Raw genomic sequence first — 12,778 nt, 5'->3', positions numbered from 1 at the left:
GGAGTAAGAAGCTAAAGGTGGGACGAGCGGGCGGCGCTTAAAACTCAACCTGCAGGCCGCCGGTGAAGGCGCGCACGTTGGGGTAGCTGCCGTCGTCGATGCCGCGGCCAAAGGTGCCCACGCCGGGCGTTTCAGGGTCGTAGCCCAGGTATTTGGTGAGGGTAAACACGTTGCGGCCCGTCACGTAAATTCGCACCGAGCCCAGGCTTTGCACGCGGCTGGTCAGGGCTTTGGGGAAGGTGTAGCCCAGCTGGATGTTGCGCAGGCGCAGGTAGCTGCCGTCTTCCACCCAGCGGGTGGTCTGGCGCAGGCTGTTCATCACGGCGGCGGTGCCCACGTTGCCGGTGCCGCCAATCTGCAGCAGGCGCGGCGTGGTGTTCGACTGGTTTTCGGGCGTCCAGGGCTCCAGGTCGCGGCGGTAGTTGGTGGGGCCGTTGAGCTGGTCGAGGGCGAAGCGGCCCACGTTGAACACGTCGTTACCCGTCACGCCCTGGAAGAACACCGACAGGTCGAAGCCTTTGTAGCCGGCCGTCAGGTTCAGGCCACCCTGCAGCGTGGGGAAGGGCTGGCCCACGAACTCCCGGTCTTTGTCGAGGTCGATGATGCCGTCGCCGTCCACGTCCTTATACTTCACGTCGCCGGCCGAAGCATAGGGCTGAATGACTTTGCCGTCGGCGCTACGGTAGTTGTCCACTTCTTCCTGGCTCTGGAAGATGCCTTCCATCGGAATCAGGTAGAGACGGCTGATGGGCTGGCCCACTTCGGTACGGGTGAGGCCCAGGTGACCGGGGATGGCCGGCAGCGTTTCGGAGAGTTGAATGACCTCGTTTTTCAGCGTCGTCAGCGATAAATCGACGCCCCAGGTGAAGGCCTTGCGGTTGTCGTGGTAACCCACCGCCAACTCGAAGCCCTGGTTGCGAATCTCACCCAGGTTGGTATACGGCGCGGCGTTGAAGCTGCCCAGGTACGTGGGCAGGGGCGGGTTGATAAGGGCGTCCTTGGTGGTCGAGCTGTAATAGTCGGCACTCAGGGTCAACCGGTTTTCCATCAAGCCCATGTCGAGCCCGAAGTCGGTGGTGTAGCGCGACTCCCAGTGAATATCCTGGCTGGCAAAGCCAATCTGAATGGCACCGTTGGTCAGCGTCTGGCCGCTGCCCAGGATGTAGTTTACGTTCTGGTTTACCGTGGCCTGGTACAGGTACGAGCTGAACAGATTGTCGTTACCGTTCACGCCGTAGCTGGCGCGCAGCTTCAGGTTGCTCACCACCGGCACGGCGGTTTTGAAGAATTCCTCTTCGCTCACGCGCCAGCCCACCGAGCCGGCGCCGAAGTTACCGTAGCGCCGGGTCGGGTCGAAGCGCGACGAGCCGTCGCGCCGGAAGCTGCCGGTCAGCAGGTAGCGGCCTTTGTAGTCGTAAGTCAGCTGGCTGAAGAACGAGCGTTTGGCCCACTCGTCGGCAATGCCGCCCACCGTGGGCGCCGAGGCGCGGTTGGTGCCGGCATTGAGCACGAAGTAATACTGCGGCACCGAGTTGAAGCCCGACGCCCGGCCGCTGGTGTTGCTGAAGTCGTACTTCTGTTCCGAGTAGCCCAGCAGCGCGTTCACGCTGTGGCTACCAAAGCGCTTGTTGAAATTCAGGGTGTTTTCGACCAGCAGGGTCTTGGCCGTGCCGCGGTTCTGGTACAGGAAATCCTGGTCCACGTCCGGGTCGCCGAGGCGAATGGCACCGCCCTTGCGGGCATCCTGGTCGGCGAAGAGGTGCATCTCCAAACCCAGATTGAGGCGGTAGCTCAGGTAGTCGGTGAAGGCAAACTCAGCGTTAGCGCTGCCCTGCAGGCGGTTGTTCGACTGCGTGCGACTCAGAATCTGCTGCGCGCCCACCGGGTTCACCGAGTAGGTGGGCAGGCTGCCCGTGCTACCGAAGCCGAAGCCGCTGCTGTGCGTGTTGTCGTAGACCGGAATGCTGGGCAGAATCGTCAGGATGTCAATGAACGGGTAGTTATTGAGCAGCGTCGTGTTGATGTGCGTCAGCAGCGCACTCTGGCCAATTTTCAGGCGCCCCCGCCGCAGGCCCGAGTTCAGGCGTACGCTGTAGCGCTCGAAGTTGGGGCCTTTGGCAATGCCTTCCTGGTTGAAGTAGCCACCCGAGATGAGGAAGTTACTGGCGTTTTTGCCGTCCGAGGTGCCGCCCGACATCGTCAGGTTATAGTCCTGCACCGTGCCGGTCTGGAAGAACTCATTCTGCCAGTCGGTGTCCACGTTCGGGTTGAAAGTACCGTTGGCTTTATCAGCACCCGGCAGCACCGGCACGCCCGCGTTGATGGAAGCCGTGGCGCTGCGGTCGGCCCACTCGCTGGCGTTGGTCAGGTCGTAGCGGCGGTACACGTTTTCGATACCGCGGTAGCCGTTGAAACTGATTTTAGGAGCTCCTGACTGGCCCCGCTTCGTGGTGATAACCACCACGCCGTTAGCACCAGCCGAGCCGTACACGGCCGTCGAAGAAGCATCTTTCAGCACGGTAACCGAGGCAATATCGGTCGGGCTCAGGTCGCGGATGTTGTCCGTCCACAGCCCGTCAATTACGTAGAGCGGCTGGCTGGTCAGAGCCAGGCTGCCTACCCCGCGAATGACGATGGAAGGCGTGGCACCTGGTGCCCCCGAGCCTTCCACCAGCACGCCCGGCGTCCGGCCCTGAATGGCTTGCGACAGCGTAGGTACCGGTGCTTTGGCAGATTCGCGTACGTCCACGGTACTCACGGCGCTGGTCACGTTCTGGCGGTCCTGGGTCAGGTAGCCCACCACCACTACTTCGTTCAGCTTCTGGATGTCCTCCTGCAGCTGCACGTTGATAGTGGCCTCCGAGCCGACCGTCACACTCTGCGTCACGTAGCCCACGTAGCTGAAAGACAGCACAGCACCCGCCGGCGCATCCAGCGTAAACTGGCCCTCGGAATTGGTGCTGGTGCCCGTGGTAGTGCCGGCCACCATCACGCTCACGCCGGGCAGGCCCTGGCCGTTGGCATCGGTTACGCGGCCGGAAATCGGGGCGGCGGGCCGGGCCGTCGTGCTGAAGGCAAATGCCGTTCCGCCCACCGGCGCGCCGGCCAGCAACGGTTGAATAGGCAAACAGCCGAGCAGAACCGGAAGTACCAGCCGGGGCATTTTGGGTACAGGCTTCTTCATTGAGTGTGGTGTTTTGAGTGGGAACTACGGCAAAGGTAACACAATCGTTTGTGTTTACACAATCGTTTGTGCAAATATTTTTTCAACAACTCGCACTTCTGATTGACAGACCATTAAAATTTATCCTGCAGCGCTTCCCCTAATTAATTCACAGCTTCCACGCCGTTTTACACGCACTTTTTGGCGCGAATTTCACCCGCATTTGCAGGCCGTACTACGCTAGTCGGCCCCCAAAGCACATGCCGGTTCGGCGCGCTGGCTACCAGCCCGCGCTACTCCCCTACCTCAATTAAAAATGCGCTGCCGCTAGCGTTTCCGCCCCAGCCAGGTCTCCGGGTTCAGGTTCGAGGAGTTGTGCCACACCTGAAACTGCACTTCGGACGTGCCCTCGCCATTGGTGGCCACCGTGCCGATGACTTCCCGCGCACTCACGTGCTGGTTCACGCTCACGCTCACGGAGCGCAGCTTGGCATACACCGTAAAAAAGTCGCCGTGCTGAATCATGACAATCGTGCCCATGCCGGCGATGTTCGTAATTGTCAGCACCTTGCCATCGAAGCAGGAGCGCACGGCCGCGCCCTCGTCGGTCTGGATATCCACGCCCCGGTTGTCAATCACCACGTGCTTGAGCACCGGGTGCTGGTGCCGTCCAAAGTGCTGGCTGATAAAGCCCCGGCTCACGGGCCAGGGCAACCGCCCCTTATTGCCCGCAAAGGACGAGGAAATCAGCGCCGTTTCGGGCGTGAGGGCGACGCGGGTAGCGCGGCGGTCAGCGGCGGCTTCGGCGGCGGTTTCGGGCGCGTCGGCATCGGGGTTGGCCGAGGCATCGTCGCGGGCGTCGGCGGTTTCGGTGCGCTCTTCGCTACGGGTATTGCTGCGGCCGCTGCTGCGCGAGGCGGTGGAGCGCCGGGCGGCGGCGCGGCGGGCCGCCAACCGCTCGGCGCGGGCGGCGCGGGCAATTTCTTCGCGCACGCGGTCGGCAATCAGGTTGTCGAGGCGGCGCACGGCCTGCTGGCGCTGCTCCAGCTCCTGGCGCAGGCCCTGCTCCTGCTGGCTGAGCTGCTGCACCATCTGGTCTTGCTGCGTCTTGAGACTGAGCAGGTTCTGGTTTTCCGAAAGCTGGGCGTTGAGCAGCTGGCTCTTGCGTTTCTGCTGCTCGGTGAGGCCCGTCAGCTGCTGGTGCAGCCGCTGCTGCGTGCCCATGATGCGCGCCGCCTGCCGCTGCCGCTCTTCGGTGTATTGCCGGATGTAGCGCAGCCGCAAGCTAAACTGGTTGTACGACTCCGAGGCAAATAGAAACATGAGCCGGTTGAAGCCACTCGACGTTTTGGAAGCCGTGTACAGCAGCCGGGCGTATTCGGCCTTGAGCTCGGCCAGGTTTTTCTGGGTTTTCAGCACCTGCTGCGCCGTCTGGTTCACCCCGGTTTCAATGCCTTTCAACTGGGTCGAAATGCCCGCAATAACCTCGTGCTTCTGCGTCAGCTTCTCCTTGATAACGTTGAGCTGACCCAGGCTGGCCTTTTTCTTTTCCTGGGTTTTATTGAGCTGCTGACCAGCCTCGGCAATCTGGCGCAGGTTGGCCTGACGCTCACGCTCCAGCTGCTCCTTGCTCTTAGGGCGGCTCTGGCGCTTGGTGCGGGTGGTCGTGCGAGTTGTTTTCTTGGCCGGCTGCTTTTTGCGGCGCTGCTGGGCCCCGGCGGGCGCGGCCAGCAGCAACACGGCCAGCACCAACAGCCACAGCCTCGCAAGGCCACGCCCGCCACCGGACTGCCGCCCGCCGCCCTGCTCTGCCTGTCGATTCGCCTGCGCCTTACTCAAAACCTGCTAACGAAATTATTTGGTACGCTTAAAGCCCTTTGGCACGTCGAAAGGAAACTCCAGCGGCGTGCTGCCCACGCTCACTTTGCTGTAGCTCACCGACGCCGTGGTGGCGCCGCTCGGTTGCTGCGCCTGCACATTCAGATTGTTGGCAAATGGCAGGCCGGCAGCTTCTTCCAGCGGCTTAAAGTCGCCGTAATCCACGGTCAGGCTGCGCTTTTGGGCGGCTTCGCTCACCTTCAACTGCTGTACGCGGCCGGTGGTGGCCAGCAGCAGGCGCTCCACGCTCACGTTCTGGCGGGGGTAGCGCACGCGCTGCTTGTCGCCAGCTTCGGTTTCGAGGGTGGGCTTGCTGCCGGCCGGGGCGGGCAGGTAATCGCCGAGCAGCAGCGCCTGCATGTCGGCGAAGCTCACCGGCACGTTCAGCAGCTGGCTCAGATAATCGTAACCGCCCGCAAAATAGGTGTTTTCGAGGCGGTTAATCACACGCACCGAGTCGGGAGTCAGCAGCACCCGGGCGCCCTCGAAACCGGCCAGTCCGGCCGACATCCAAATAGCCTTGTCACGCTGCATCCGCACCGATATGCTGACGGTTTTCTTGTCCCCCTTTAACTCCATGGTTGCCTTGCCCTTGGCATTCAGAAACTCGAACGCGGTATTCACCGGCTTCAGAGCCGGCAGGCTGGGCTCCATGCCCTGCGGCGCAGCTACGGGCGTGGAAGTGCCCGGCCCGGCAGCCGTAGTAGTCGGCACCACTTTGCGGTGGCAGCTACTCAGCAGCGTGAAAGCCAGCAGGCCGGAGATAAAAGGCAGTCGGTAAGAAAACATGAGTAATTCGTAAAGTTGCAAACTGGTCGGCCTTCTACGCAAACGGCCGCCCGGCTACCAGCTATTCCACCAATTTGCGCTCTTTGATTTTACGGTCCAGAAACTCGGAGCCGGTGCCGGCTTTTTTGGCGCGCTGCCACTCGGCCAGGGCTTTCTCCTTGTCGCCCAGCTGGTACAGCGCATCACCGTAGTGCTCGATAACGGCCGCATCCTGCGTGGTTTTCAGCGCTTTTTCCAGGTTTTCCTTCGCCCCGGCGTAATCCTTCATTTTATACAGTACCCAGGCGTAGGTGTCGAGGTAGGTATCATTGTCCGGGAAAAGCTTGAGCGTGCGGGCCGACATCTGCTTGGCCTTGTCGAGCTTCTCACCGCGCAACGACAGGTAGTAGCTATAGTTATTGAGCGCGCCCACGTTGTTCGGGTCGCTGGCCAGCGCCGACTCGTAAGCCGCGTCCGACTTCTCGTACTGCTTCAGCTCGTGGTACACGTCGCCCAGCGAGGAATCAAACTGACCCAGCAGTTCCGTGTTGCCCGCCACCAGCTTACGCCCGCGCTCCAGCGACTTCGCTGCCTTCGCGGGCTGCTTTTTCAGCTGGTAGCCCACGCCGTTATAAAACCACAGCGCCGCCTGGTTCGGAAACAGCTCCAGCGCCCGGTCGGTGTGCGCCAGCAGCGAATCGGTCTGGTTGAGTTCGGCATCAATCAGCACGACTTGCTGCCAGATTTGAAACTTGGAATTGTCGAGCTTCAGCGCCTTGAGGTAGGTGTCGCGCGCATCTTTTTTGTGGTCGGTCAAGGTCTGCACATCCCCGGCCACGGCATAGGCCTTGGCTTCCTTCGGATGCACGCGCACGGTGGCGGCGGCCAGGTCGAGCGCCGTCTGATTCACCGACGGGTCGGGCAATTGCTTGATGAAACCGACGAGGATGCGCACCTTATCGTCGATGTCGAGCGCGGGCGAGTTGAAGGCCAGCTTCAGCTCCTGCTCGGCTTCGGGCTTTTTCTTCTGCTGCTGATACACCGAGGCCAGAATCATGTGGGCCTGGGGGTTGTCGGGGTCGGCTTTGAGGGCCTGTTGGGCCACGCGCACGGCGTCGTCGAGCTTGTTGTTGCTGGCGTACATCTCGGCCTGGGCCAGCACGTAGCGCGGCTCGTCGGGGTTGGCGGCGATGAGCTTTTCGCCCTCGGCCAGCGCCAAATCGAGCTTGTTTTGCTTGAGGAAAATCTGCTGCTTCTTGAAGGAAATCTCGTCTACCTGCCCGAACTGCTTTTCGGCCTGGTCGAGGGTGGCCAGGGCCTCCGTCATCTTATTCTGGGCCAGGTACAAATCGGCCAGATTGAAGAGGTAGTTGCCCGAATCGGGCACTTCCTTAATCAGCGCGGCGTAGGTTTTAGTGGCCGCGTCATACTGCTTCTGGCTGGCCTGAATCTGGGCCAGCAGCAGGTAGTAGTAGGCGTTTTTCGGGTCGAGGCGGATGGCGGCTTCGGCGTAGTTGTTGGCATCACGCATATTGCCGCTCAGCAGGTTGGCCTCGGCAATCTTGTAGTTGACGGCCGCATTTTCCGGCGACAGGGCGTAGGCTTTCAGCAGGCGCTCCAGGGCCTTGGTGTAGTCCTCCAGCAGCACGTACTTCACGCCTTCCACAAACAGCGCCTCGCTCACCTCGCGGTCGTGCTCGGATAGCTGTTTCACGGGGCCTTTTTTGGCCTGCTCCTCGGCGCGGCGCGCCAATTCCTTACGTTCCTTGCGGCTGAGCTTGGCGGGCGCGGCCGCTTTTTCGCTCGTGGGCTGGGCATAGCTCGCCCCGCTAAAAACCAGACCAATCAACAAAGCAAACGCAACCTGACGCATAGACAAGAAAACCGGGCCCGCAGCCCAGCCCACGAAATTACGGGTAATAATAAGCAACGACGCGGCCCTCGCAAGAAGGTCGCGTCGTTGGTAACGTAATTATTGCTTAAAATGTCGCAGCGTTTCTTAGCTGTTAGCTTGTAGCTGCTAGCTGTTAGCCTCGTTCTGAAGGAAAGCTAATAGCTAGCAGCTACAAGCTAACAGCTTCCATAAATCACACTTTCAGCTGGTTGTAGTCACCGAGGCTCAAATCGTGGGGCTGGCCGCTCACGGTGGCGTGATTGCCGACCATCGAGTTGGTAATCACGGCTGACTTTACCACGGCCGACTGCTGCACGATGGAGTTCGAGAGGCGCGAGTCCGTGACGGTAGCGCCGTCGCCGAGCGAAACGTGCGGGCCCACTACCGAATCGGTAATCACCGCGTTTTCACCGATGTACACCGGTTCCAGCAGCACCGAGTTGGTGATTTTGGCCGACTTGGCGACCAGCTCTTCACCGCGCTCCTTGAGGTATTCGAGGTAGCGCTGGTTGGTGAACACGGTAGCGTCCTTGTTGCCGCAGTCGAGCCACTCGGTTACCTGGCCGGGCACGAACACGGTGCCCTTGTTCTTCATGTTTTCCAAGGCGTTGGTGAGCTGATACTCGCCTTTGTCCTTGATGTCGTTGTCGAGCAGGTATTGCAGCTCCGAGCGCAGGTACTCGCCGTCCTGGAAGTAGTAGATGCCGATGATGGCGAGGTCGGACACGAACTCCTGGGGCTTCTCCACGAACTCCGTAATCTGGCCCTGCTCGTTGAGTTTCACCACGCCGAAGGGGCGCGGGTCTTCCACGCGCTGCACCCAGATGGTGCCGGGCACGCTCGAATCGAGGGTAAAATCAGCTTTGAAAAGCGTGTCGGCGAAGGCCACGACCAGCGGGCCGCTCAGCGACTCCTTGGCGCAGAGAATGGCGTGGGCGGTGCCCAGCGGCTCGTCCTGGTACACGATGGTGCCCTTAGCGCCTACCGATTCGGCAATGGCAATCAGGCTTTTCTCCACGGTTTCGCCGAAGCGACCGATGATGAACGCCACCTCGTCCACGGCCTCGCCGCAGACCTTGGCGATGTCTTCGACCAGACGCTGCACGATGGGCTTACCGGCAATGGGAATCAGGGGCTTAGGAACGGTGAGGGTGTGGGGGCGCATGCGCTTGCCCATGCCAGCCATCGGGACGATGATTTTCACGAGAGAAAGGTTGGGTGAGGTGTTGAAGTGGTTGGGAAGGCAAAGATGGTGGCAATACCCGATTTTAAAAATTTTATCGGGCCCGGCCACCTAGCCGACGCCGGTGCTGCCGTAGCCACCGGTGCCGCGCTGGGTTTCACTCAACGTCTCGACGGGCTCCCAGGTTATTGTTTCGTGCCGGGCCACCACGAGCTGGGCAATTCGCTCGCCATCGCGCACTACGAAAGGCTCATTCGACAGATTAACCAGCAGAACACGTACTTCGCCGCGGTAGTCGGCGTCGATGGTGCCTGGGCTGTTCACGATGCCAATGCCGTGCTTCACGGCCAGCCCGCTACGCGGGCGCACCTGGGCCTCGTAGCCGACCGGAATTTCCAGGCTCAGGCCGGTGGGAATGAGGGCACGCTCCAGCGGGGCCAGAGTAACAGGTTCTTCTAAGTGGGCGCGCAGGTCGAGGCCGGCGGCGTGGGCGGTCTGGTATTCGGGCAGCGGGTGGCCGGAGGCGTTGATGACGGGGATTTGCAAAACTGGCGGGCTGGTAGGTTAGCGGGTGCGAAGGTAGCTCGCCGCCGCGCCGCTATGCTTACGTCGGGGCCCGCGCATTTCAGAGCCGATGCAGCACTACCCGCCGATTACGGGCGCGCTGGGCCGGGTCGGCGTTGTCGGCTACGGGCTGCGTGCTGCCGTAGCCTTTGGGAGTTAACTGACTGGTAGCAACACCACGCGCGATGAGGTAGCGACAAACAGCTTCGGCCCGGCGCTGGGAAAGCTGGCGGTTAAGCTCGGGCTCGCCCATGTTGTCGGTGTGGCCCTGCACTTCAAACCGGCGCTCGGGCGTGGCCTGCAGCGCGGCGGCGAGCCGGTTGAGGGCCGCCTGGGCCACGGGCAGCAGCGTGGCCTGCCCTCGCTGAAAGTGTACTTCGGGCAAAGTAAGGTCTTCGCCTTTCTGCAATTGAGTTAGTTGGGCGCTACGGCTCGTATCGGCGGGGGCAGCCGGCGGCGGCACCATTACGCTTGCCACGGGAGTAAGCCCAGGGTCGGTGCTGAACAGGTAGCGCGTCGGGATGGGCTGCCGGGCATTGGCGCGGCGGTCGGTGTTCGACTCGTCAGGGGGTGACCAGTTTAGAAAGGCGCGGGTATGCAGGATATCCTGAAAGTATTCGACCCGGAGGCGGTGAGCGGTGCCCTGTTTGAGCGTCACGGTAGCCGTGAAGTCGCTCACTACCTGCGGGCGCCACTCGTCAAGCACCAGCTCATCATCAATCCACACCCGCATTCCATCGTCGACCCGGGCGTGCAGCAGGAAGCGCCCCGTGGCGGGGGCCAGCAGCCAGCCCGTCCAGCGCACCGAGAAGTGCTCGTTAGGCAAGCCGGGGCCGGGCGGGCGGAAATTCCAGTCGAAATCAAGGGTGGTATCGCGTCGGCTTAGCACCAGCTGGTCGAAGTTGGCACCGCGGTAGTAATAGCCCATCAAGCCATCACCGGCGGGCAACGCCTGGGGCGTACCCTGGTCCTGCGCCCATGCCGGCGTAAGAGCAAACACCAATGTTATCAGCCACGCTATGGCCTTACTGCCGAGTCCGACCACTGGTTTGGGTTGATGCCTGTCCATCGTAATGCGGTTAGTTATATCGGGCGTAGGATGCCGCAATACGGGCGAGGGTTGCCTATATCAAATCCATTAACAACCTTTTTAAGCTCTTGGCACCAACGAAAAAGTGGCCGGCCGAACCGCTATGCGGAAGTCGCCCGACCACTTCGGTCCGTTTCATAGCTTACCGCTTTAGTGGGCGGCGTTCAGGTCAATTTTCTCGGCCGTTTTGGCGCGCTTGATGAACAATATCAGCGGCAGACACACGACGAAAAACAGTCCAATCATCGTAAAAACCTGCGAGTAGGTGATGATGGAAACCTGTTTCATCAGGATGCCTTCCAGGGCCGCGTATGCTTGCTTCTGCGCCTGCTCGAACGAGAAGCCGCGCGCCATAAAGTTCTGGGTGAAAGCCTGGATGCGCTGCACGGTGTTGGTGTCGTAGAGCGAGATGTGGGCCAGGGGGCTGATGCGGTTCTGGGCGATGCTGCGCTCCAGATAGGTGCCTACAATGGCCACGCCGAACGAGCCGCCGAGCTGGCGAATCATGCCGGTGAGGCCGGCCGCCTGGCCCGCGTCTTTGCCGGCCAGGCCGGCCAGGCTCATCGTGGTGATGGGCAGGAAAATCAGCCCCATGCCCAGGCCGCGCACCATCAGGGGCCAGAAGAAGTCATCTTCGCCGGCGGTGGGCGAGATGATGTTGGCCATCCAGAAAGTGAAGATAAAGAAGATGGTAAAGCCCACCGGAATCATAAATTTCTGGGGCACGCCGGCTTGCAGCATCCGGCCAATCACGGGCATCATGAAGCCGGAAGCCAGGGCGCCGGGCAGCAGCAGGTAGCCGGTTTGGGCGGCCGTGAAGCCGAGGATGCGCTGGGTGAAAATTGGGAAGATGAAAATCGAGGCGAACATGCCAAAGCCCAGCACGAACGACAGGACGGCCCCCACGGCCAGGTTGCGGCTCTTGCCCAGCACGCGCAAGTCCACGATGGGCTTGTCGGCCGTGAGCTCGCGCCACACGAAGCCGATGACGCCGATGGCGGCCAGCACCGAGAAGAACAGAATGTAGGCACTCTCGAACCAGTCTTCGCTTTCGCCCTGCTCCAGCACCAGCTGCAAGGCGCCGACGCCCATCACGAGCAGGAAAATACCGGCCCAGTCGATTTCGCGCAGCGGCCGCGGAATGGCATTGCGGATGCGCTCGGGGTCGCGGATGAAGAGCAGGGTGAAGATGGCAGCGAGAATGCCAACCGGCACGTTCACGTAGAAAATCCAGGGCCAGTCGTAGTTATCCACAATGAACCCGCCGAGCGTGGGACCGATGGTGGGGCCGATAATCACGCCCATGCCGAACAGCGCCTGACCGAGCGGCAGCTGCTTGGGCGGGAAGGTGTCAATCAGAATGGCTTGCGAAGTAGCCATAAGTGCCCCACCGCCAATGCCCTGGATGAAGCGGAAAGCCACCAGCTCCCAGATGTTGGTGCTTTGCCCGCAGGCCATCGAGGCCAGGGTGAATATGATGACCGATACAAGGTAGTAGTTCCGGCGCCCGAACTGCTCGGCCAAGAAGCCGGTCATCGGAATCACAATTACGTTGGCAATGGCGTAAGCCGCTACTACCCAGGTCACTTCCTGCTGAGTGGCCGAGAGGTTGCCCATCATCTGGGTAAGGGCCACGTTGATGATGCTGGTATCGATGAGCTCCAGCAGGCAGCAGAAGACTACCGTTACTACGATAATCCACTTTCTAAATCCGGTTTCCATGATTTATAGGGTAGGAGGGTAAGAGGGTATGCGGGTAGGAGTTATATGTTTGCGGCAGTAATGCTCAACTCAGCTTTCAACCGTGAATAACCAGTAGTCAAACTTCGATTTTGCCGAGCAGTTTCGGCAACGAACCAAGGCGTTTGCACTGCGGATTATGAAGCTGGTTGACCAGTTACCGACCAAGCCTTCCAGTCGAGCCATTGGTGCGCAACTTGTGCGGTCTGGGTCGTCAGTGGCAGCCAACTATCGAGCTGCCTGCCGCGCCCGGTCCAACCGCGAGTTTGTTGCCAAACTGCATATTGCGCTGGAAGAAGCAGATGAAACTGTTCTGTGGCTGGAGTTGCTAGCTGAAAGCGGGACCGTAACAACCGGAAAGCTGGACAGTTTGCTAACCGAAGCCAAAGCCATTATGTCCACTCTGGGTAAAGCTGAAAAAACAGCCCGCGAGAATGCGAGGAAAATGCAGAACGAGCACTAACCCCTCCTACCCTCACACCCTCCTACCCTCTTACC

8 protein-coding genes and 1 pseudogene are annotated in these 12,778 nt (G+C 60.9%); 1 reads left to right on the top strand and 8 read right to left on the bottom strand.

The genetic code is table 11. From position 1 onward, the window contains the following. Positions 1 to 37: 37 nt before the first annotated feature. The 8 genes from Q5H93_RS01055 to Q5H93_RS01020 all read right to left on the bottom strand — a co-directional run bounded on the left by Q5H93_RS01055 (position 38) and on the right by Q5H93_RS01020 (position 12,262). Positions 38 to 3,184 carry a SusC/RagA family TonB-linked outer membrane protein gene (locus Q5H93_RS01055; RefSeq protein ID WP_305004616.1) on the bottom strand — a complete coding sequence of 1,049 codons (3,147 nt, stop codon included), beginning with the start codon at positions 3,182 to 3,184 and terminating at the stop codon, positions 38 to 40. A 306-nt stretch (positions 3,185 to 3,490) separates the two neighbouring features. Continuing rightward, on the bottom strand, positions 3,491 to 5,002 hold the full coding sequence (locus tag Q5H93_RS01050) for a murein hydrolase activator EnvC family protein (protein WP_305004615.1): 1,512 nt from the start codon (positions 5,000 to 5,002) through the stop codon (positions 3,491 to 3,493). 15 nt (positions 5,003 to 5,017) lie between these two features. After that, positions 5,018 to 5,830, bottom strand: a complete 813-nt coding sequence (lolB1, locus tag Q5H93_RS01045; RefSeq protein WP_305004614.1) for a lipoprotein insertase outer membrane protein LolB1 — start codon at positions 5,828 to 5,830, stop codon at positions 5,018 to 5,020. A 61-nt stretch (positions 5,831 to 5,891) separates the two neighbouring features. After that, on the bottom strand, positions 5,892 to 7,682 hold the full coding sequence (locus tag Q5H93_RS01040) for a tetratricopeptide repeat protein (protein ID WP_305004613.1): 1,791 nt from the start codon (positions 7,680 to 7,682) through the stop codon (positions 5,892 to 5,894). A 214-nt stretch (positions 7,683 to 7,896) separates the two neighbouring features. Then, positions 7,897 to 8,907, bottom strand: a complete 1,011-nt coding sequence (locus tag Q5H93_RS01035) for a sugar phosphate nucleotidyltransferase (protein WP_305004612.1) — start codon at positions 8,905 to 8,907, stop codon at positions 7,897 to 7,899. 90 nt (positions 8,908 to 8,997) lie between these two features. After that, a complete protein-coding gene (gene dut / locus Q5H93_RS01030; protein WP_305004611.1) occupies positions 8,998 to 9,432 on the bottom strand; it encodes a dUTP diphosphatase in 435 nt (144 codons plus the stop codon). Between the two features lie 79 nt (positions 9,433 to 9,511). After that, on the bottom strand, positions 9,512 to 10,450 hold the full coding sequence (locus Q5H93_RS01025) for an OmpA family protein (RefSeq protein ID WP_305004610.1): 939 nt from the start codon (positions 10,448 to 10,450) through the stop codon (positions 9,512 to 9,514). 240 nt (positions 10,451 to 10,690) lie between these two features. After that, positions 10,691 to 12,262, bottom strand: a complete 1,572-nt coding sequence (locus tag Q5H93_RS01020) for a DHA2 family efflux MFS transporter permease subunit (protein ID WP_305004609.1) — start codon at positions 12,260 to 12,262, stop codon at positions 10,691 to 10,693. Between the two features lie 136 nt (positions 12,263 to 12,398). On the opposite strand from Q5H93_RS01020, the pseudogene Q5H93_RS01015 reads away from it, so the two are divergent. Continuing rightward, positions 12,399 to 12,743 (top strand): annotated as a pseudogene (locus tag Q5H93_RS01015) (four helix bundle protein); the annotation flags it as partial. Positions 12,744 to 12,778: the final 35 nt, after the last annotated feature.

The organism is Hymenobacter aranciens (assembly GCF_030580865.1).
GTDB lineage: Bacteria > Bacteroidota > Bacteroidia > Cytophagales > Hymenobacteraceae > Hymenobacter > Hymenobacter aranciens.
The sequence above is the reverse complement of the archived record's forward strand: the minus strand, read 5'-3'. Positions and strand labels throughout refer to the sequence as shown.